At 73.3% G+C, this 20051-nt stretch carries 23 protein-coding genes; 10 read left to right on the top strand and 13 right to left on the bottom strand.

Features of this window, described 5'->3' with window-relative positions:
* Positions 1–17: 17 nt before the first annotated feature.
* Complete coding sequence (locus EV372_RS25605; RefSeq protein ID WP_130398136.1) at positions 18–623, bottom strand: Uma2 family endonuclease; 606 nt, start codon at positions 621–623, stop codon at positions 18–20.
* Positions 624–706: 83 nt separating this feature from the next.
* Positions 707–1408: a metal-dependent transcriptional regulator gene (locus EV372_RS25600; RefSeq protein ID WP_130398135.1), complete on the bottom strand. Its 702-nt coding sequence runs from the start codon at positions 1406–1408 to the stop codon at positions 707–709.
* Positions 1409–1533: 125 nt separating this feature from the next.
* Here EV372_RS25600 and EV372_RS25595 point away from each other — a divergent pair, with 125 nt between their 5' ends.
* On the top strand, positions 1534–2340 hold the full coding sequence (locus EV372_RS25595; protein ID WP_197044317.1) for a potassium channel family protein: 807 nt from the start codon (positions 1534–1536) through the stop codon (positions 2338–2340).
* A 115-nt stretch (positions 2341–2455) separates the two neighbouring features.
* On the opposite strand, the gene EV372_RS25590 is transcribed toward EV372_RS25595, so the two are convergent.
* A complete protein-coding gene (locus tag EV372_RS25590) occupies positions 2456–2662 on the bottom strand; it encodes a hypothetical protein (RefSeq protein ID WP_094802994.1) in 207 nt (68 codons plus the stop codon).
* Between the two features lie 96 nt (positions 2663–2758).
* Between EV372_RS25590 and EV372_RS25585 the strand changes: the two genes are divergently transcribed.
* A complete protein-coding gene (locus tag EV372_RS25585; RefSeq protein ID WP_130398134.1) occupies positions 2759–3670 on the top strand; it encodes a LysR family transcriptional regulator in 912 nt (303 codons plus the stop codon).
* Between the two features lie 172 nt (positions 3671–3842).
* Here EV372_RS25585 and EV372_RS25580 read toward each other — a convergent pair whose 3' ends face one another.
* The 4 genes from EV372_RS25580 to pabB all read right to left on the bottom strand — a co-directional run bounded on the left by EV372_RS25580 (position 3843) and on the right by pabB (position 8250).
* On the bottom strand, positions 3843–4682 hold the full coding sequence (locus tag EV372_RS25580) for a class I SAM-dependent methyltransferase (RefSeq protein WP_130398133.1): 840 nt from the start codon (positions 4680–4682) through the stop codon (positions 3843–3845).
* 372 nt (positions 4683–5054) lie between these two features.
* Positions 5055–5447 carry a nuclear transport factor 2 family protein gene (locus EV372_RS25575; RefSeq protein WP_130398132.1) on the bottom strand — a complete coding sequence of 131 codons (393 nt, stop codon included), beginning with the start codon at positions 5445–5447 and terminating at the stop codon, positions 5055–5057.
* A gap of 57 nt (positions 5448–5504) precedes the next feature.
* A complete protein-coding gene (locus tag EV372_RS25570; protein ID WP_130398131.1) occupies positions 5505–6122 on the bottom strand; it encodes a DUF4291 domain-containing protein in 618 nt (205 codons plus the stop codon).
* 64 nt (positions 6123–6186) lie between these two features.
* Entirely contained in the window at positions 6187–8250 is a 2064-nt protein-coding gene (gene pabB / locus EV372_RS25565; protein WP_130398130.1) for an aminodeoxychorismate synthase component I, read from the bottom strand.
* Between the two features lie 153 nt (positions 8251–8403).
* Here pabB and EV372_RS25560 point away from each other — a divergent pair, with 153 nt between their 5' ends.
* Positions 8404–8652: an SHOCT domain-containing protein gene (locus tag EV372_RS25560; protein WP_130398129.1), complete on the top strand. Its 249-nt coding sequence runs from the start codon at positions 8404–8406 to the stop codon at positions 8650–8652.
* A 4-nt stretch (positions 8653–8656) separates the two neighbouring features.
* On the opposite strand, the gene EV372_RS25555 is transcribed toward EV372_RS25560, so the two are convergent.
* Positions 8657–10084 carry a sugar porter family MFS transporter gene (locus EV372_RS25555; protein WP_130398128.1) on the bottom strand — a complete coding sequence of 476 codons (1428 nt, stop codon included), beginning with the start codon at positions 10082–10084 and terminating at the stop codon, positions 8657–8659.
* 194 nt (positions 10085–10278) lie between these two features.
* On the opposite strand from EV372_RS25555, the gene EV372_RS25550 reads away from it, so the two are divergent.
* On the top strand, positions 10279–10890 hold the full coding sequence (locus EV372_RS25550; protein WP_130398127.1) for an HAD family hydrolase: 612 nt from the start codon (positions 10279–10281) through the stop codon (positions 10888–10890).
* Between the two features lie 47 nt (positions 10891–10937).
* On the opposite strand, the gene EV372_RS25545 is transcribed toward EV372_RS25550, so the two are convergent.
* Both EV372_RS25545 and EV372_RS25540 read right to left on the bottom strand, forming a co-directional pair.
* On the bottom strand, positions 10938–11444 hold the full coding sequence (locus EV372_RS25545) for a nuclear transport factor 2 family protein (RefSeq protein ID WP_130398126.1): 507 nt from the start codon (positions 11442–11444) through the stop codon (positions 10938–10940).
* A gap of 61 nt (positions 11445–11505) precedes the next feature.
* Positions 11506–12405, bottom strand: coding sequence for an oxidoreductase (locus EV372_RS25540; protein ID WP_130398125.1), 900 nt, complete (start codon positions 12403–12405; stop codon positions 11506–11508).
* 56 nt (positions 12406–12461) lie between these two features.
* On the opposite strand from EV372_RS25540, the gene EV372_RS25535 reads away from it, so the two are divergent.
* From EV372_RS25535 to bioB, 3 genes are all read left to right on the top strand, one after another.
* Positions 12462–13079 (top strand): TetR/AcrR family transcriptional regulator, encoded by a 618-nt coding sequence (locus tag EV372_RS25535; RefSeq protein WP_130398124.1) that lies wholly within the window; start codon positions 12462–12464, stop codon positions 13077–13079.
* Between the two features lie 43 nt (positions 13080–13122).
* Positions 13123–14040 carry a phosphotransferase gene (locus tag EV372_RS25530; protein WP_130398123.1) on the top strand — a complete coding sequence of 306 codons (918 nt, stop codon included), beginning with the start codon at positions 13123–13125 and terminating at the stop codon, positions 14038–14040.
* Between the two features lie 254 nt (positions 14041–14294).
* Positions 14295–15356: a biotin synthase BioB gene (bioB, locus tag EV372_RS25525; RefSeq protein ID WP_130398122.1), complete on the top strand. Its 1062-nt coding sequence runs from the start codon at positions 14295–14297 to the stop codon at positions 15354–15356.
* A gap of 61 nt (positions 15357–15417) precedes the next feature.
* Here bioB and EV372_RS25520 read toward each other — a convergent pair whose 3' ends face one another.
* Positions 15418–15705, bottom strand: a complete 288-nt coding sequence (locus tag EV372_RS25520) for a YiaA/YiaB family inner membrane protein (RefSeq protein ID WP_130398121.1) — start codon at positions 15703–15705, stop codon at positions 15418–15420.
* A gap of 118 nt (positions 15706–15823) precedes the next feature.
* Positions 15824–16942: an NAD(P)/FAD-dependent oxidoreductase gene (locus tag EV372_RS25515; RefSeq protein ID WP_130398120.1), complete on the bottom strand. Its 1119-nt coding sequence runs from the start codon at positions 16940–16942 to the stop codon at positions 15824–15826.
* A 135-nt stretch (positions 16943–17077) separates the two neighbouring features.
* Between EV372_RS25515 and EV372_RS25510 the strand changes: the two genes are divergently transcribed.
* The 3 genes from EV372_RS25510 (at position 17078) to EV372_RS25500 (ending at position 19459) form a co-directional block, all read left to right on the top strand.
* Complete coding sequence (locus EV372_RS25510; protein WP_130398119.1) at positions 17078–17851, top strand: arginine deiminase family protein; 774 nt, start codon at positions 17078–17080, stop codon at positions 17849–17851.
* A 164-nt stretch (positions 17852–18015) separates the two neighbouring features.
* Positions 18016–18417, top strand: coding sequence for a RidA family protein (locus tag EV372_RS25505; RefSeq protein ID WP_130398118.1), 402 nt, complete (start codon positions 18016–18018; stop codon positions 18415–18417).
* Between the two features lie 85 nt (positions 18418–18502).
* Positions 18503–19459, top strand: coding sequence for a helix-turn-helix transcriptional regulator (locus EV372_RS25500; protein WP_013153130.1), 957 nt, complete (start codon positions 18503–18505; stop codon positions 19457–19459).
* Between the two features lie 10 nt (positions 19460–19469).
* On the opposite strand, the gene EV372_RS25495 is transcribed toward EV372_RS25500, so the two are convergent.
* Complete coding sequence (locus EV372_RS25495) at positions 19470–20045, bottom strand: Uma2 family endonuclease (RefSeq protein WP_130398117.1); 576 nt, start codon at positions 20043–20045, stop codon at positions 19470–19472.
* Positions 20046–20051: the final 6 nt, after the last annotated feature.

Raw genomic sequence — 20051 nt, 5'->3', positions numbered from 1 at the left:
GGGCCGAGGCGCCCGGCTCAGCGGCGCTGGACCTCGGTCAGGTCGATGTCGATGGGGAAGGGCCGGGAGGTCTTGAGGCGCCCGCGATGAACTGTGGGCCTGGCGTATCCGCCGGTGGGAGCGAGTTCGTGGGCGAACACCACGGCTTCGCCGCGGTCCTGCTCGATCAGCCAGAAGTTGGGGATACCGGCCTCGGCGTACAGCTGCGGTTTGCGCTCACGGTCGCGCAGCTCCGACTCGGGAGAGACCACCTCGACCACCAGCTCCACAGCCTCGGGTGCGAACCAGGTCTGTTCCGTCCCCCCGGTCGCCTGGGTCTGCACCAGGATGAGGTCGGGTTCGGGCCTTTGCCGCGGACCGAGTTTGAGGGTCATCTCCCTGCGCACGCGCAGGCGGTCGGGGGCCTGCTCGAACAGACGTGTGTCCAGGACCGAGAGCACGACCGTGTGGAAGTTGCGTTGAGGGGTCACCAGTACCAGGCTTCCGTCGATGAGTTCGGTGTGCGGCGGAAGATCCGGGATGCTGTCCAGGTCGTCGGCGGTGAATCCCTCCGGAGGCGGGGTCAGCGGCTCGTACCGGGATCCGGTGGAGGACTGGCGTTCGGCCACAGGGGAAACGGGCATGTCGCTGCCTCCGGTCGTCGGATCGTTCTCGTCACCCACGGCAGCCACGTCCTTCGGGTAGCGACGGCGTTTCCGGGAAATCCCTACACCTGGTCGTCGGGGCTGATCCACAGTGCCTCGGCGGCCACCAGACCCAGGGCCTGGGAGCGCTCGGGAGCTCCCTCGTCGGCGCCCACGGTGATCTGCATCGACCCGGCGTAGGGGCGGCGCTCGGCCACCTCCACGCGCATCCCGATGCCGATCTCGATGTCGGCCAGGTAGCGCAGCAGATCGGGGTCGGTGTCGTTGACGCGCACGATCACGCCGCTGACGCCCTTCTCCGCCTCCGACAGCAGCAGGCTCTCGCGCTCGACGATGTGGCCGTCGCGGGTGGGGATGGGGTCGCCGTGCGGATCGACCACGGGGTCGCCCAGGTGGTGGGCGATGCGGTCGACGAACTTGTCCGAGACCACGTGTTCGAGGATCTCGGCCTCATCGTGCACCTCGTCCCAGGAGTAGCCCAGCTCGGCGACCAGGTAGGTCTCCAGCAGGCGGTGGCGGCGCAGCACCGACAGGGCCGCCTTGGTGCCCGGCTCGGTGAGGTTGACCGCGCCGTAGCGCCGGTGTTCCACCAGGCCCAGTTCGCTGAGTTTGCGCAGCATCCCCGACACCGAGGAATTGGACACCGACAGGCGCTCGGCCATACCGGAGATGGTCACCGGCCCGTTGCCGCGTTCCTGGAGGTCGTAGATGACCTTCACGTAGTCCTCAACCGACGTGGACGGTCGTGTCGGTGCGTTGTCCATGACCCCAACCGTATCGCGGACGACTCACCGGCCACCATGTGCGCATCGGCCCTGTGGACGGCCCGAGCCGGCCGGAAGGGTACCCGGGCGTGGCCTGGGCGAACGGGGTTTGGTCGAATCGGAGCGTGGAACAGCACAGCACATCCTCCTTCCCCCGACCCCCGGACCGCATGAAGCGCTGGAGGTCCGCGACCGAGCTGCCGCTGGTGTTCGCGGCCCTGGTGTTCATCGGCGCCTACGCCTGGCCCGCCGTGGACCCCGATCTTCCCCCGCACTTGCTGGAGCTGTGCGGGGTGCTCATCGCGGTCGTGTGGGTCGTCTTCGCCGTCGACTACGCCGTACGCCTGTACCTGTCACCGGACCGGTGGACCTTCGTACGCGAGAACCTGCTGGACCTGCTGATCGTGGTGCTGCCGGTGCTGCGCCCCCTGCACCTGGTCCGGCTACTGACCGTCGTGTCCCTGCTGCACCGGCACATGTCGGTGTCCCTGCGCGGGCACGTACTGCTGTACACCGCGGGCATCACCGTCGTCATGCTCGTCATGGCCTCGGTGAGCGTCCTGCGCGCGGAGCAGGGCGCCCCGGACGCCAACATCACCACACTCGCCGACGCGTTCTGGTGGTCGCTGGTGACGGTGTCCACCGTCGGCTACGGAGACCTGTACCCGGTCACCGGCACGGGCCGCCTGATCGCCGCCTTCCTCTTCGTCATGGGCATCGGTCTGCTCGGCGTCATCACCGGAACGCTGTCCACGTGGCTGGTCCAGCGCGTGGATGACAGCAAGGAGACGCGCGAGCGGAGCTTTGACGAGGACACCGCGCGGCAGCTGCGTGAACTCACCGAGCAGGTCCGCGAGCTGAGGGCCGAGCTGGGGCGCGCCGCCGCGCCGTCCGAGTCCGCGCCGTCGGAGAGCGGGCGGGCCGACCCGTGAGCGAGCGGCGTGCCGGGGCCCGGCGCGTCGTGCGGCGCCCGACCGCTCCGCCGGGAAGGAGGGAACGCCTCCCCCCGACGAGGTCCCTCACTCGCGCGGGGCCCTGCGGACGACCTCAGGCGCGGTACTCCCGGGCGTCCGGAGCCGGGGCGGGACGGCCGCGCGAGAGGACGCGGGCCCCGGCCGCGCCGACCTCGCGCACCTGCACCGAACCGCAGGCGCAGCGCACCCACACGGTGAGCCCGCGGCCGGTGGTGTGCCGGGACACGACCCGGAAGGGCTGGTCGTCGGGCCAGCCGCAGTGCGGGCAGACAGTGGTCATCGTGTACCTCCTCCTCGGTTCCACCACCAGCTTCGCTCCACGGGACCGTTGAAGTCCACGTTGATTCTGTGCAGGGAACCGTGAAGAATCACCTTCATGATCGACCTCCGACGCCTGCGCATCCTGCGGGCCGTCGCCCACTACGGCACGGTCACCGCGGCGGCCGAGGCACTGCACTTCACCCCCTCGGCCGCCTCCCAGCAGATCCGCCAGCTGGGACGGGAGCTGGGCGTGGCCCTCCTGGAGCCGAACGGCCGGGGCGTGCTGCTCACCCCCGCCGCGCGCGGCCTGCTGGCGCACGCCGACGCCATCCAGGCGCAGTGGGAGCAGGCCGAGATCGAGATGCTCGGGCTGGGCACCGAGCCCTCCGGAACCCTGCGGGTGGCGGCCTTCCCCACCGCGCTGGCGTGCCTGCTCGTGCCGATGGCCGCCGCCCTGCGCGCCGACCACCCGCGCCTGGACGTGCGGCTCCTGGAGGCCGAGCCCGGCGAGTGCACGGACCTGCTCTTCCGGGGTGAGATCGACCTGACCGTCATCGAGGTCGCGCCGGGCTCCCCGCCGCCCACCGACACCCGTTTCGACCAGGCGCCGCTGCTGGACGACGTGCTCGACCTGCTGGTGGCCGACGGTCACCGCCTCGCCGGGCGCGCGAGCGTGCCGCTGGAGGAGGTGGCCACCGAGTCCTGGGTGCTGTCGCCGCCGGACACGACCTGTCGCGCGCACGCCGTGATGGCGTGCGGCGCGGCGGGCTTCACGCCCCACGGACCGCACCAGGCGCGGTCGTGGAGTTCGGTGACCACCCTGGTCGCGCACGGCCTGGGGGTGGCTCTGGTGCCCCGACTGGTGCACGTCTCCCCCGCCCTGCCGGTCACCCGGGTGCGCGTGGACGGGCCCCGCGCCCCGGTGCGCAAGCTGGTGACCTGCACCCGCAGGGGTTCGCGCGGGCACCCGTCGGTGAAGGCGGCCGTGCGGGCCCTGGAGAGGATCGCACCCGAGGCCACCGCCTGAGCCCCGGAGCCAGCGGACTCCCGGGGGTGGAGATTCCCGTTCTCAGGACACAGGGCGGCTCCCCGGTCGCAGTCCAAGGGAGGCCTTGACGCGAAGTCGACCTTGAGTGTCTGAGGAGTCCTCTCCTCCTGACCCGTGTCCCTACTGTTGGCGGGGCGGCTCGTGCGGGGAGTCACCCCGGGCGGCGCGCGACCACCGAGAAGTTCAGCGGGATCCTGGGGGCGCCCTCGGGCAGCCGCCACCCCTGCGGGCACTCCACCAGGCCGGAGAAGGCGGGCCAGTCCATGAACGGGTGCTCCCCGAGCGCCTCGACGACCAGCCCGGCCCCCAGCAGCGCGCCCGTCACCTCCGCCAGGTCGTGGCGCCACTCGTGGTTGACGGTCTGCGTGATGGAGTCCGTGGGTCCGTCGGTGTAGGTGGCCGCGTCCTCGTAGACGTTGGCGCCCCCGCCGCTGAGGTAGTCGCCGCTCACCTGCCACGGTTCGAAGTCCATGGCGCCCAGGATCGGGTGGTCGTCGCGGATCGCGAACACCCCGCCCGGTTCCAGCAGGTCGTGGATCGACCGGGCCCACGAGCGCAGCTCGGGCAGCCACACGATCGTCCCGGCGCTGGTCACGACCACCTCGAACGTGCGGTCGATGACCTGGGAGGCGGTGCGCGCGTCGCCCTCGACCCAGGTGACGTCGGCGCCGACGGCGTCGGCGATGCGCCGGGCGTGGGCCAGCGAGTTCGGCGACAGGTCCAGGCCGTGGACGTCCACGGCGCCCAACCGGGCCCAGCAGACGGTGTCGGTGCCGATGTGGCACTGCAGGTGCAGCAGCGACTTCCCCGCCACCGTGCCGTTCTCCAGGTGGGGCGCGAGCACCGCGAGGTCGTTGCGCACGACCGGGGAGGGGCGGGAGGGATCCGCGATCAGCCCGTCGACGTCGTACATCGCGGACCGCGCGTGGACGTCGGCGCGCTGGTCCCAGTTCGCGCGGTTCTGGGCGATCGCCCTGTCGTACTCGCTCATGCCTGGCCGCCTCGCTCCGTGTACGCGGGAAGTGGTGCGCCCGCCCGCACCGGTGTCCTGCCCGCCGGGGACGGGGTTCCCCCGGCCGTCGGACGCGCCGCCCGATGGTACAGCTCCGCGCGACCGCCCCGCAGGGGTTTTCCGGGCGCCCGCCGGCCCGGAGGCGAGCGCCTCCGGGAGGCGCGCTCCGGCCCCGGGAGGTCAGCTCCTCAGCACCTCGGTCAGGCTCGTCGGGCGGCCCACGCCGCCCCCGTGCTCGCCCGCGTCGACGCGCGGCGCGTATGGCCCGGCTGGTCGACTCCCACCGCTGAGGGCTACGGTCCCCGACCGCCGACGCGGCCGGGCGCGCGTCCCGCGCCGCGCGCTCGGCGTTCAGGGTGCGGGCGTGCCCTGGTGGTAGTACAGCCGCCACGCGCCGTCCGCGTTCCGGCGCCACAGGGAGCTGCGCAGGGCCCGCGCCCCGTCGGCCTCGGTGGCGTAGGTCAGGTGCACCAGGTCCGGGGCGAGCAGCCGCCCCACCATGTCGGTGACCCTCACCCGGCGCCGTCGCGGCCCCATCGCGTCCGGGCCGTCCACGGCGGAGAGCCCGGCCAGCACCGTCTCCCGGTCCCAGCGCCTGCCCGACCTGCCCACCTCGGTGAACTCGGGGTCCAGCAGCTCCCCGGCGAGCCTGCGCGAGGCGCGCACGTGGGGCTCCAGCAGCCGCAGCTCCCCCTCGATCACCCGCTGGACCGCCTCGCCCGCCCCGTCTGCGGCTCCGTACATATCCGATCCCCCTTCTGGGCTGTCCGACCACGGCGACACCGACCAAGCGGTGCGCGGTCACACCGCGGCGTCGTGTTCGCGGGCGGGGCGCAGGTGGTCCAGCTCCCCCGGCGCGACCGGGTAGGGGCGCTCTGCGGGCAGCAGCCGGGTCGCCGCGGCGGTGTCCCCCTCCTGGACCAGGGTGTGCACCCGGTGCGCGAGCGGGGTGACGTCGGTGATCGAGACGATCCACTCGTCGGCGTAGCGCCGCGCGGCCTCGCCCGCCAGCCCCAGTTGCAGGGAGCGGTGTTCCAGCGGGGTCAGGTACAGGTCGCGCTCGGGGTCCCACTGCACCCGGGTCGGCGCCTCGCGCAGCCGCGCGCGCCAGGCCTCCCGGTCGGGGTGGACGGCGGGCGCGTGGTGCGACAGGCACGCGTTGCGCAGCGCCCAGGCGAAGCCCGCGCGGGTGATCTCCACCGCCAGCACGGTCTCCTGGTCCCTCTTCAGCCCCCATCCAGAGCGATGCATCACCCACAAGAAGGAAGGCTTAATCCAGGTCATGCGGTCGCGCTTCCAGGCGGAGGGGAAGCGTCCCCCACGCGCGGCGGCCAGCCCGAGCGAGGGGGCGTAGGCCTGGTAGACGGTGACCGTGGTGTCGGTGTGGAGCGCGCGGATCTGGTGCCTGGGGACGTCCATGGGCCCAGCGTGGTGCCCGGGAACCGGGCGCGGCAAGCGGTTTTCCGCCCCCGCCGGGGAGCGGTCAGCGCGCGCGGGCGGGCACGTCGGCCTTGAGCAGCATCTCCTCGTACTCCTCCTCGGGATCGGAGTCCAGCACGACCGCTCCGCCCGCGCCGATGGTCAGCTCTCCGCCGCTGAGCACGGCGGTGCGGATGACGATGCTGAGGTCGGCCGCGCCGGAGGAGGACACGTAGCCCAGCGCGCCGGAGTAGACCCCGCGCGCGGAGGTCTCCAGGCGGTCGAGGACGCGCATGGTGCGTTCCTTGGGAGCGCCCGTCATCGACCCGCCGGGGAAGCAGGCGCGGACCGCCTCCACGGCCGACACCCGCGGACGCAGCACGCCCCGCACGGTGGAGACCAGCTGGTGCACGGTGGCGTAGGACTCGGTGTACATGAACGCGGGCACCTCGACGCTGCCGACCTCGCACACCCGCCCCAGGTCGTTGCGGAGCAGGTCGACGATCATGAGGTTCTCGGCGCGGGTCTTGGCGCCGGTGCGCAGCTCCCGGGCCGCGCGCGCGTCGGCGGCCGGGTCGGCGCGGCGCGGCGCGGTGCCCTTGATGGGGCGGCTCTCGGCCGCGCGGTCGCCGTCCACGCGCAGGAAGCGCTCGGGCGAGGCGCTGAGCACGCTCATGGGCCCCAGGCGCAGCAGGGCGGCGTAGGGCGCGGGGCTGGCGGCGCGCAGGCGGCGGTAGGAGTCCAGGTCTCCCCCGTCGTGGGGCAGGCGGACCCGGTTGGTCAGGCAGATCTCGTAGCTCTCCCCGGCGGTGAGCTCGGCCAGGCACTCCTTGACGTCGGCGACGTAGTCCTCGCGCGGGCGCTCCAGCAGGCGGGCCAGGTCGGCGGCCGGGGCGGCGGGGGCGGGCGCGGGCAACGGCGGCAGGTCGGCGAGGGCGGCCAGGGTCGCGTCGAGCCAGGCGTCGCCGTCGGGGAGGTCGTCGGCGCACACCGCGTAGGTGCGGTCGCGGTGGTGGTCGACGGCCACGAACCGGTCGCAGCGCAGCCACACGGCGTCGGGTTCGGACGAGGTGTGGGCGCTGTCGCCGCCGCAGTCGGCCTTGAGCTCGTAGCCGAGGTAGCCGACGTACCCTCCGGTGAAGTCGAAGGGCAGGCCGGAGGGCGAGGGCGGAGGGAGGCGGCGGTCGAGGGCGTCGAAGACGCTGCCGGGCTCGCGGTGCTCGGTGCCGTCCGCGGCGCGCACGGTGACGGGGCCGCCGACGCGGTAGGTGAGCACCTCGCCGGTGGCGGCGCCGAGGAAGGAGAAGCGCGCGGGGCCCTCCGGGCGGGAGCTGTCCAGCCAGAACGCGTACTCGGCGTCGCCGTGCAGGCGGGCGAAGGCGGCCTCGGTGTCCACGGCCAGGGGGAGTTCGCGCACGCGGACGGTCGGAGCCCCCGTGGCCGCGGGGGCGTCGGGGCGCTCTCCGTGCACCGCCGTCGGGGCCTTCCCGCCCCGGGCGGCCGCGTCCCGTTCCGGGAGCGGACCCGGGGGCGCGGCCGCCAGGGCGGTGTGCGGGCGGGCCAGGTCAAGGAAGTTCGCGACCAGCTCCGCGCCGTGCTCGCTGGCCACCGACTCGGGGTGGAACTGCACGCCCCAGCGGGGCAGCGTGCGGTGCTCCAGGCCCATGACCACGCCGTCCTCGGCCCATGCGGTGGCCGTCAGCGCCTCGGGCAGGGGCTCGGGAACGGCCAGGGAGTGGTAGCGCACGGCGGTGAGGCCCTGGGGCAGGCCCGCGAACAGGCCCGCGCCGGTGTGCCGGACCCGGGACAGGTGGCCGTGGCGGGGCTGGGGGGCCGAGACCACGTCCGCCCCGGCCAGGTGGGCGATGGCCTGGTGGCCCAGGCACACCCCCAGGACGGGCAGCCGGGTGCGGGCCAGGAGCTCGGGGACGCGGCCCAGGTCGCGGGGGTTCTGGGGGCGGCCCGGGCCCGGTGAGACGACCACGGCGTCCAGGTCCGCCGGGTCGAGCCGGTCCCAGCGGGGGTCGTCGTGGGTGAGCACCTCCGGGGTCCGGCCGAGGACGCGCGCCAGGAGCTGGAAGAGGTTGTACGTGTAGGAGTCGTGGTTGTCCACGAGGAGGACGCGCATAACCACCCTTTTCGTCCGGATCGCGACAGTCCAGGTTACGGCGATCCGGGCGGAGCGGTTGTCCACAGGTGCGAGGAACCCTTGGAGAAGCACCCCCGACGCGGGTACACAGGAAGGAGGGGAGCGGTTCTTCCAAGGAGTGGGGAGCAGACGATGACCTACGTCATGGCCGCGGTCGTCATGATGATCATGGTGGCGCTGGGCGTCTTCTTCGTCGTCACGGTGGCGTCCGTGGCGGGCGCGGCCCGCGCCGACCTCGACCGGCCGGGGCGTCGCCGGGCCTCCGCCGCGCCCGCGCCACAGGCCGTGGACGCGGCGGAGGAGGAGCTGCGGCTCAGATACGCGCGCGGCCAGATCGACCGGGAGGAGTTCCTCCAGCGCAAGATCGACCTGGAGCGCTGAACCCTCAGCCCCGCATCTCCTCCAGGGTCTTGCCGCGGGTCTCCTTCACGAACCTCAGGACGAAGAAGAACGACACCAGCGCGAAGAACGCGTACATCAGGTACGTGCCGCTCAGGCTCCAGTCGCGCAGGCTCGGGAAGCTCACGGTGATGAGCCAGTTGGTGAGCCACTGGGTCGCGGTGGCCACGCCCATCGCCGCGGCGCGGATGCGCAGCGGGAACATCTCCCCCAGCAGCACCCACACGACCACGCCCCACGACAGCGCGAAGAAGAGCACGAACAGGCTGGCCGCGGTCAGCGCCACCGCGCCCCAGCCGAACGACAGCGTCACCTCGTCGCCCCGCACCACCGCGTGGTTGAAGGCGTAGGCGGCCAGCGCCAGCGCCACCGTCATCCCGGCCGAGCCCACCAGCAGCAGCGGCTTGCGGCCGACCCTGTCCACCAGCAGGATCGCCACGAACGTACCCGCGATGTTCACGATGGAGGTGAACAGGCTCAGCAGCAGCGAGGCCGACTCCTCCACCCCCACCGACTGCCACAGCGAACTGGAGTAGTAGAAGATGACGTTGATCCCGACCAGCTGCTGGAACGCCGAGACGGCCATGCCGATCCATACGATGGGCAGCAGACCGTAGCGGCCGGTCAGGTCGCTCAGCCTGGTCCGGACCTCCGAGCCCAGCGCCTCGCGGATCTCCCCGATGCGCTTGTCCACCCGCTCGGTTCCGCCGCCCTCGACGTCGGCCAGGATCCGACGGGCGCGGTCGGTCTGCCCCACGCGTACCAGGTAGCGGGGCGACTCGGGGATGAGCACGCTCAGCCCCAGGTAGACCAGGGCGGGCAGGACCTCGACGCCCAGCATCCACTGCCAGGCCTGGATCGGCCCCAGCATGCCGCTCGCGGTGCCGTCGGCGATCTGGGCGATGCCGTAGTTGACCAGCTGCGAGGCGGCGATGCCCAGCACGATGGCCAGCTGCTGCAACGACGCCAGGCGGCCGCGGTAGGCCGCGGGCGACACCTCGGCGATGTAGGTCGGGGCGATCACCGAGGCCAGGCCGATGGCGACACCGCCCAGGATCCGCCAGGCGGTCAGGTCCCACACGCTGAACGGCAGCGCCGAACCGATGGCGCTGACCGCGAACAGCACACCGGCGACCTGCATGGTGCGGATGCGGCCGAGGCGGTCGGCCAGGGCGCCCGCGACCGCGGCGCCCACCACACAGCCCAGGAGCGCGGCGGCGACCGTGAAGCCCAGCGTGGCGGGTCCCACTCCGAAGTACTCCTGGATGGCGGGTACCGCTCCGTTGATGACCGCGCTGTCATAACCGAAGAGGAAGCCGCCCATCGCCGCGGCCGCGGCGATCATCGTCACGTGGACGATGTTGCCCTCCCCCGCCGGAACCGACTCGTCCCCGGCCTGTCTGGCTCCGCTCACGTCTGGTGTCCCTTCCACGTCGCACAGTGCTCGTCCCCAGAGTGGACACGCCGGGAAGCCGGGGGTCACGGACAAAACGCCCACGGGCCAAAAGATGTCCATCGTTTGGCCCGCAACGTGTATCGGTCACGCGGCGCCCGACCGCGTACGATCTGGACGGGTTCCCGACGGTGCCGTGAGGAAGGTGTGTCCTGTTGACCGTGCTCTTCGACCTGTTCGGCGTCCTGGCCCGCCACCAGTCCGAGGAGGGCAAGGACCGGTTGGTCCGGGTCGCGGGCGCGCCCGCCCCTGCCTTCTGGGAGGCGTACTGGGCGCGGCGCCAGCCCTACGACCGCGCGGACGTGAGCGCCGCCGAGTACTGGCGCGGCGTGGGCGAGGACCTGGGCACGCGCTTCGACGGGGAGCGCGTCGCCGCGCTCGTCGAGGCCGACGTCGCCAGCTGGAGCGCCGTGGACGAGACCATGGTCGCCCTGGTCGGGGAGCTCGCGGCCTCCGGCCGGCGGATCGGGCTGCTGTCCAACATCCCCGAGGAGCTGGCCGCCCACTACGAGGCGCACCACCCCTGGCTCGACCGCTTCCACGTGCGCGCCTTCTCCTGCCGCATCCGCCGCGCCAAGCCCGAACCGGACGCCTACCGGTGGTGCCAGGAGGCCCTGGGCGTGGAGCCCGGGCGGATCCTCTTCGTCGACGACCGCGAGGAGAACGTCCGGGCCGCCGAGGCGCTGGGCATGGGCGGCCACGTGTTCACCGCCGCCGCCGGGTTCCGCGAGGGCCTCGCGCGCTGGGAGTCCGCTCCGAGGGGCTGAGCCCCGTCCGCCGCGAGGTCCGGGGGCTCGGCCCGGGTAGCGCCGCCTCAGGCGGCGTCCTCCGCGGCGAGGGCGGACTGGAAGACGCCGAAGTTCCCGGTCATCCACAGGGGCGTCAGCTTCACGCTGGCGATGCGCCAACCGCTCGGGGTCCGGGTGAACCGGTTCGTGTAGTACCCGTAGACCGTCTGGTCGCTGTCGCCCAGGCTGTTGGGCAGGTGGTGGCTCGCCCGCACGTAGGCCACACACGTGGCGTGGTCGTCCCCGTCGAAGGTGATCACGTGGTTCGTGAGCATGTGCTGCGTGGCCTTGAAGGACTCCATCCGCGGCGCGGTACCCGCGACCCACGCGTCGGCCGTCATGCGCGTGGCCGGTTGGCCGAAGCCCTCGCCGAAGTCGACCTCGACCTCGTCGGTGAAGCAGGAGCGGAACAGCTCCCAGTCACGGGAGTCGGTTCCGGTGGCGTAGCGGGTCTGGACCTCGCTGATCTCGGCTCGGTCCAGCAGACGCCTGAGTTCGGCGTCGCGGGGCCGCGTGTGGTGTGTCCGCGTCAAGGGAGGTTCCTTTCTGGGCCGCGTCGGTGCCGACGGCGGCGGAGTTCGTGAACGGTCGGTTTCATGGCGCTGCGCGGGGTGTCCTCAGCGCAAAGGCCACTCCGGTGAGTTCTTCGGAGGCCTGCCACAGCCGGCGCGCGGCGTCGACGTCGCGCGCCTTCGCCGCGCGTGGGACCAGCTTCGGTGCGCCCCGGAGCCCCATCAGGCGGCGGGGGCCGGCGTAGCTGCCGCCGGGGACGTCCGCCGTGGCGGCGTAGAGCGTGGGCAGGGCGCCCTGTTCCGCGCTCTGCGTGACCAGACCGATCAGTGCCTGGGTCGCCCGCAGCCCCGGGCCGCGTCCCTCGGTCCTCATCAGGTTCGTGGCCGAGATTCCGGGGTGGGCGGCCGTCGACGTCACCGGGGAACCGGCCTCGTCGAGGCGCCGCTGGAGTTCCGAGGCGAACAGGAGGTTGGCGAGTTTGGACTGGCCGTAGGCGGAATAGGCCCGGTAGGGCTTGCGCTCCCAGTTGAGGTCGGCGAAGTCGATCGAGCCGATCAGGTGCGCGAGCGAGGCCACCGTGACGACCCTCCCCCGGATCCGCGGCAGCAGCAGGTTCGTGAGCGCGAAGTGGCCGAGGTGGTTGGTCCCGAACTGCGACTCGAAACCGTCGGCGGTGCGGGACAACGGCGGAAGCGACAGGCCGGCGTTGTTGACGAGCAGGTCCACGGGCCCGGTGAGTCGCCGCGCGAACGCCCGGATCGAGGACAGGTCGGCGAGATCGAGCCGGCGGACCTCGACGTCACCGGTCATCGTCGCGGCGGCGGCGCGGCCCCTGTCGAGGTCGCGGACGGCGAGCAGGACCCGGGCGCCGCGTTCGGCGAGGACGCGGGCGGTGACGCGTCCGATCCCGCTGTTCGCGCCGGTGACGACGGCGGTGCGGCCGGTCATGGCAGGGACGTCTTCGACGGAGAAGGGTGGCATGACCTCGAATGTAGTCAGTGCAAACAATGATGTCAATGCAAACATCGCGTGTTAGGATGGCGGACGTGACCCCACCCGCCGGGCAGCGCCCCTACCACCACGGCAACCTCCGCAGCGCGATCCTCGACGCCGCCGCGCGCCAGCTGCGCGAGCACGGAGCGGACCAGCTCTCCCTCCGTGACCTGGCCAGGGAGGTCGGTGTGAGCCACGCCGCGCCGCGACGGCACTTCGCCGACCGGCAGGCGCTCCTCGACGCCCTGGCCGAGGCGGGGTTCGTCCGGTTGGGCGAGGCGCTGCGCACCGCACTGGCGGAGGCCGGGGACGCGTTCGACGTGCGGGTGCACAGGGCCGTGCTGGCCTTCGCCCGTTTCGCCACCGAGAACGCCGCGCTGCTCGAACTGATGAACTCCGGCAAACACCGGCCGGGAGCCACACGGCTCGCCGAGGCGGCCGAGGCCGCCTTCGGTCAGGTCCGCGAGCTGATCGAGGAGGGCCAGGAACGCGGTGCGCTCGAACACGGCGACCCCGAGCGCATCGGGATCATCCTGTACGCGACCGTGCAGGGTCTGGCCACGATGGTCAACGGCGACATGATCGACGCGGACAGGCTCGACGGGCTGGTCGAGACCGCGGTCGAGCAGTTCCTGCGGGGCGCCCGCCCCCGCGGTCGGTAGCCGTCCGCCGACCGAGCCCGCCGCCCCTCTATCGTTGCCGTTCATGACAGCCCACGGAACGGACATCACGGAGGACCTGGTCCGGGACCTGCTGCGCGAGCAGCACCCCGACCTGGCGGACCTGCCCCTCAGGCTCGGAGCGCGCGGCTGGGACAACCAGGTGTGGCGGCTCGGCGACGACCTCGCCGTCCGGTTGCCCTGGGCGACGCGGTCCGCGGACGCGCTGCTGCGCAAGGAACATACCTGGCTGCCCGCCCTCGCCCCGCTCCTCCCCCTGCCGGTCCCCGTCCCGCAGCGCCTCGCCGAGCCCTCCGCGCGGTACCCGCGGCCCTGGCTCGTCACCACCTGGGTGCCCGGCGAACCCGCCGACCGCGCCCCCGCGACGCGCGCCGCGGAGGCCGCCGCCACCCTGGCCGCCTTCCTGACGGCCCTGCACCGCCCCGCCCCGGACGACGCGCCGACGGGCCGGGACCGCGGGAACCCGCTGGCCGAGACCGCCGAGGACTTCGCCCGAGGACTCGCCTCGGCCGTCGAACGGGGTCTGGTCCGCGACCCGGACGCCGTCCGCGCGGTCTGGGAGGACGCCGCCGCCGCGCCCGAGTGGGCGGGCCCGAGGGTGTGGCTCCACGGCGACCTGCACCCGGCCAACGTCCTGACCACGGGCGGCGACCTCTCGGGTGTGATCGACTTCGGCGACCTCTTCGCCGGTGACCCGGCCTGCGACCTCGCCGCCGCGTGGATCCTGCTGCCGGACGGCGCCGCCGACCTCTTCCACGCGGCCTACCGGCCGGACCCGGACGCCGCGACCCTGCGCCGCGCCCGCGGCTGGGCGGTGCTGCGCGCCCTCAGCGGTATCCACATCGGGGACGCCGGGGTCCACGGCCGCCCCGGAGGCAAGGCCACCTGGGGCCCGCCCGCCCACGCCTCGTTGCGACGCCTCACCGCGTCGCTCGACCGGTGACCAGGGGGCGCCCCGGCGGGAGCCGCTGACCAGCGCTTCACCCCCTCAGCGGTTCCCGCCGCCCCCGGCCCGCGTACGGCGGCCCCGGGCGACGAAGACCGGCGCCAGCGGCCACCGGGCGGCCCGGAGCCCCTTGCGGAGTCCCCGGCGGGAGAGGGGCGGGGGCAAACGGCCGCCCCGCACAAGACTTCCGCCGCGTTTTTGGCTGGTTGGGCGGCTGCGCCGTCCGCGTCCGGAGCCCCAGGATCGTCCCCGTGACCACATTCCTTCCCCTGGCCGAGAAGGCCCTTCGCCGCGAGACGCCCACCCGCGCCGAACTCCTCGGGGTCCTGAGCAGTTCCGACGACGACCTGATGGACCTGGTCGCCGCGGCCTTCCGCGTCCGGCGGCGTTACTTCGAGCGCCGCGTCAAGCTCAACTACCTCGTGAACGTCAAGAGCGGACTGTGCCCGGAGGACTGCTCCTACTGCTCCCAGCGCCTGGGCTCCGACGCCGGGATCGTCAGGTACACCTGGCTCAGGACCGACCAGACCCGCGAGGCCGCCTCCCACGGGGTGAGGGCGGGCGCCACCCGGGTCTGCCTGGTGGCCAGCGGGCGCGGCCCCACCGACCGCGACGTGGAGCGGCTGGCCCCCGCCATCGAGGGCATCAAGAGCGAGCACCCCGGCGTTGAGGTGTGCGCCTGCCTGGGCCTGCTCTCCGAGGGTCAGGCCGACCGGCTGCGCCGGGCCGGGGCCGACGCCTACAACCACAACCTCAACACCTCGGAGGAGCGCTACGCCGACATCTGCACCACCCACGAGTTCGCCGACCGGGTGGGTACCGTGACCCGGGCCAGGCAGGCGGGCCTGTCCCCCTGCTCCGGGCTGATCGCGGGGATGCGCGAGAGCGACGACGACCTGGTCGACGCCCTGTTCGCGCTGCGCGAGCTGGAACCGGACTCGGTGCCGGTCAACTTCCTCATGCCCTTCGAGGGCACCCCGCTGGAGGGCACCTGGGAGCTGACCCCGCAGCGGTGCCTGCGCGTCCTGGCCGCCGCCCGGTTCGTCTTCCCCGACGTGGAGGTGCGCCTGGCGGGCGGCCGCGAGATCCACCTGCGCTCCCTCCAGCCGCTGGCGCTGCACATCGCCAACTCGGTGTTCCTGGGCGACTACCTCACCAGCGAGGGACAGGCGGGCCGGGCCGACCTGGAGATGATCGAGGACGCCGGTTTCACCGTGCAGGGCGCGGGCGAGCCCACTCTGCCCAGGGAGCGCCACGACCTGCTCAGGCCGCGCCGGAGGGGCGCCGGAACCGCTCTTCCGCCCAACGCCTGACACCGGCGCGGCCCGGGGCGCGGCGCGCTCCGTCCCCGCGCGCCGCGCCGACCCGTTCCGCTCAGGAGCGCGGGGCGGGCTGCTCTCCGTTCCAGACGGGGAACTGCTGGTAGTTCTGGGCGGCCTCGGCGGCCAGCGCGTCCTCCTGCCGGTCGCGCACGCACTTGGCCAGGGTGAACGTGGACGTGATCACGTAGAGCAGACCCAGGCCGAGGAAGGCCCGGATCCACAGGTCGACGGGGAGGTAGATGATCCCCGCGCCCACTCCGACCGACGCCGAGCCGAAGGACAGGACGGACTGGAGGAAGAACTGCGGGGTGGACCGGGGCTGGGGGGTGTAGGGGTTCATGCGTCCATGCTGTCGGCTCCCCCGACCGCGCGCCTGAGTACCGCTACTCAACTCCCCGCCTGGCCCCGCCGGACCGGACGGGCCCGACCGGTCCGGGCCGCTCCCGCCGCGGGCGGGGTCAGGCGGGGGCCATGGGCCGGTCGGGCCGGAAGGGGGACAGGTCCACCCCGGGGTCCTCCCCCATGGCCAGCCGGGCCGCGACCAGCCCCTGGAAGGGCCCGAAGGTCAGCCCCTCGCCGCCCAGCCCGGTCGCCACCACCACACCGGGCAGCCGCTCCACGGTTCCCAGCAGCTGCCGTCCGTCGTGCGTGCACGGCCGCAGCCCCACCCGCGTCTCCACCACCGTGGCGTCCGCCAGTCCGGGCAGCACCTCGACCGCGGTGGAGAGGTTGTGCAGCAGACCCGACGCCGTCACCCGCCGGTCGAACCCGGCCTCCGGTTCCCACGTGCCGCCGGTGACCACCCGGTCGGGACCGAAGGCCGACACGAAGTACCCGCGCTCGCCGAACCGCACCACCGGCCAGGCGCGGGTGTCGCGCCCCGGCAGCGCGAAGTGCGTCACCTGCCCGCACACCGGGTGCACGGGCAGGTCCACACCGGCGGTCGCCAGCAGACCGGCCGACCACGCGCCCGCGGCCACCACGACCACGGGCGCCTCCAGGGCCTGGCTCCCCACCCGCACACCGCCCACCCGGCGGCCGTCCCACAGCAGGCGGCACTCCCCCTTGAAGTAGCGCAGCCCCCGCTCCTCGGCGGCATTGAACAGAGCGGCCCGCGCCGCCGCTCCGTTCAGCCGGGCCATGCCCTCCACGAACACCCCGCCGTAGGCTTCGGGCAGCAGCGGGAACCGCTCGCGCGGCCCGCCCGGGGGCAGGCGCTCCACCGCGCCCATCGTCGCGAACTCCGGGCGCTCGGACAGGTTGCGCAGCAGGTCGAACCCGGCGTCGTCGCCCTCCCGGTCCACGGACAGGCCCCCGACCACCTCGTAACCGGTGGCCTGACCGTCCTCGGTCAACTCGGCCATCAGCCGCGGGTAGTGCTCGGCCGCGCGGGCCTTGAAGTCCCACACCGGCGGCTCGTCCCACGGCAGCGGCCAGGGGAAGACCACCCCCAGCCCGGCGGCCGTGGCCTGCCCGGGGTGCGAGGCGTCCACCAGCGCGGTGGACACGCCCTTCCTGGCCAGGTGGAACGCCGCGCTCGTCCCCACGATCCCGCCGCCGACAATGATCACGTCCATGGCCACCACCCTGCCCGCGCCCGCACCGGCGAACAAGCCGAACGACCCGCGTGCCGCGTCCGGGAAACGGGTACGGGTGCGCGATAGGTTGTGCTCTTCCCAGACCCCGGCACCGCACCCCTGGAGGACGCGTACGTGGACGGATACACCTACTACGGGGTCGCCCTGATGCGCCGCCCCGGCCCCGGCCTGGCACGGGGCGTCGCCCCCCGCACGGAGGTGGACCCGGTCCTGGCCGCGCGCCAGTACACGATCTACCAGGAGGCCGTCGCGTCGGCCGGGTGGCGGGTGTGCGAGGTCGCACCGGCGCCCGAGCACCCCGACGCGGTGTTCGTGGAGGACACCGTGGTGGTGTGCGGGGACCTGGCGGTCCTGACCCGCCCCGGCACGCGGGAGCGCCGCGGCGAGGTGGAGGGGGTCGAGGCGCAGGTGCGCAGGCTCGGCCTGCGGGTGGCGCGGATCGAGGCGCCCGGGACCCTGGACGGCGGTGACGTGCTCCAGGTGGGCCCGACGGTCTACGTGGGCGTGGGCGGGCGCACCGACGCCGAGGGCGCCGCCCAGCTCGAACAGCTGCTCAAACCGCTGGGCCGGGAGGTCGTGCGCGTGGGTACGGGCGCGGCGCCGCACCTGAAGTCGGCGGTGACCGCGCTGCCCGACGGCACGCTGGTGGGCCTGCCCGAGCTGGTGGAGGCCGAGGCGCTGCCTCCGGTGCGCCGTGCGGCCGAGGAGCGGGGCGCGCACGTGCTGCCCCTGGGCGGGCGCGACGTGCTGGTCAGCGCCGCGGCGCACGAGACGATCCACCAGCTGAGCGCCGACCGGTGGCGGGTGCTGCCGGTGGACATCTCCGAGTTCGAGAAGCTGGAGGCGTGCGTGACCTGCCTGAGCGTCCTGATCCCCGACCGGTCCTGAGAGGTCGGCGGCGCGGATCGGCGCGGGAGGGCACGCCGCCCGGGGCCCGCCTCCCTCAGGCCGGGGAAGGCGGGCCCTCTGCCGTGGGCAGAACCGGAACCCGCGGCCCCCGCGCGGTCGTTGGTAGGGGTGGCCGGAGACCGAAAGAAACCCCCGGGAGAACGATGAGCGCCGTCCGACTGATCCGCAGCCAGACCCTGACCGAGGCCGTGGACTACGCCTACGCCGCCACGGTCCAGGCGCCCGCGCGCGTGGTGTGGACCGCGGGCGCCTGCCCGCTCGACGGGGACGGCCGCACCGTCGCGGTCGGCGACTACGCGGGCCAGGCCGAGCAGGTCATGCGCAACCTGCGCACCGCCCTGAACGACGCCGGAGCCGACCTGGCCGGCGTCGTCAAGACCACGGTCTACGTCGCCTCCAGCCGCCAGGAGGACCTGGTGGCGGCCTGGGAGGTGGTCCGCTCGCACATGGGTGAGCACGACGCGCCCAGCACCCTGCTCGGAGTGGCCGTGCTCGGCTACGACGACCAGCTGGTCGAGGTGGAGGCGGTCGCCGTGACCGGCTGAGACCCCCGCCCCCGGACATCCCGGCCGTCCGACCAAGGGCGGGTGCAGGACCGGAACCGTCCTCCACTCCTGGCACACTGCGCTCATGAGAGCGACCTCCGCGCGCCTGCTGCGCCTGCTGTCCCTGCTCCAGACCCGCAAGGACTGGCCGGGCGGCGAACTCGCCGACCGCCTCCAGGTGAGTCCGCGCACCGTCCGCCGCGACGTGGACCGCCTCCGCGAGTTGGGCTACCCCATCCAGGCCACCATGGGTACCGGGGGCGGCTACCAGCTCGGCGCGGGCGCGGCTCTGCCGCCCCTGCTGCTGGACGACGACGAGGCCGTGGCGGTCGCGGTCGGGCTGCGCACCGCCGCCCAGGGCGGGGTGTCGGGGATCGAGGAGACCTCGGTGCGCGCCCTGGCCAAGCTCTTGCAGGTGCTGCCCTCGCGGCTGCGGCGCCGGGTGGACGCCCTGGGCGCCTTCACCGTCCCCATGCCCTCCGACGGGCCCACGGTGGACGCCGACGTTCTGGCGCTGGTGGCCGCCACCTGCCGGGACAGCGAGCGGCTGCGCTTCGACTACGAGCGCCACGACGGCAGCGCCTCGCGCCGGGTGGTGGAGCCCCACCGGCTGGTCTCGCGCGGGCGGCGCTGGTACCTGGTGGCCTGGGACACCGAACGCGACGACTGGCGCACCTTCCGGGTGGACCGGATGCGCCCGCTCACGCCGACCGGGCCGCGGGTGCCCCCGCGCGACCCGCCCGAGCAGGGGGTCGCCGCCTACCTGCGGGAGCGCATCGACGTGCACATGTGGCCCGTGCAGGCGCGGATCAGGCTGTTCGTCCCGGCGGAGGAGGCCGAGCGCACGGCGGCGGGCTTCGGGCGGATCGAGCCGGTGGACGAGCGCTCGTGCGTTCTGGTGTGCTCCGGGGACTCGCTGCTCCACATGGCCTGCTACCTGGGCATGCTCGACGTGGAGATGGAGGTGGAGGAGCCCGCCGAACTGCGCGGGCACATGTCGCGCCTGTCGGAGAGGTTCGGCCGCGCGGCGGCCTCGGGCTGAGCCCGCGCGTTCAGAGCTGGTGGACCTCGGTCAGGTCGATGTCCACGGGGTAGGGGAACTCGACCTTGAGCCGGTCGTGGTGGATACCGGTGGGCACATAACAGGCCTTGGCCGGGTCCAGCTCGTACACGTACACCACGGGCGAGCTGTCGTTGTTCTCTACCCGCCAGAAGTGGGGGATGCCCGCCTGGGCATAGAGCTGGGGCTTACGGTGCCGATCCCGCTCCATGGACTCCTGCGACACCACCTCGACCGCAAGCGCCACCGCATTCGGGAGGAAGGTGCTCTGCCGGTTGTCCACCGCCTCGGTGGCCACAACCATGATGTCCGGCTCGGGGCGCTGGCGCGGTCCGAGCGTCACGGTCATCTCACGGCGCACACGGTAGCGGGTTGGAATCGTGTGGCGTAGACCGATGGTGAGCAGGTCCATCACAACGCTGTGGAAGCCCATCTGGGGACTCACAAGGACAAGGCTCCCGTCGATCAGTTCTGTGTGGGGGGGCAGGTTGGGCAGAGCGTCCAGATCCTCGGCTCTGAAGCCTCTGTCCGGGGGGAAGAGCCAGTCCGGTACCGGTTGTGCGCACATACCCGC

Source organism: Nocardiopsis sp. CNZ308 (assembly GCF_004217075.1).
The sequence above is the reverse complement of the archived record's forward strand: the minus strand, read 5'-3'. Positions and strand labels throughout refer to the sequence as shown.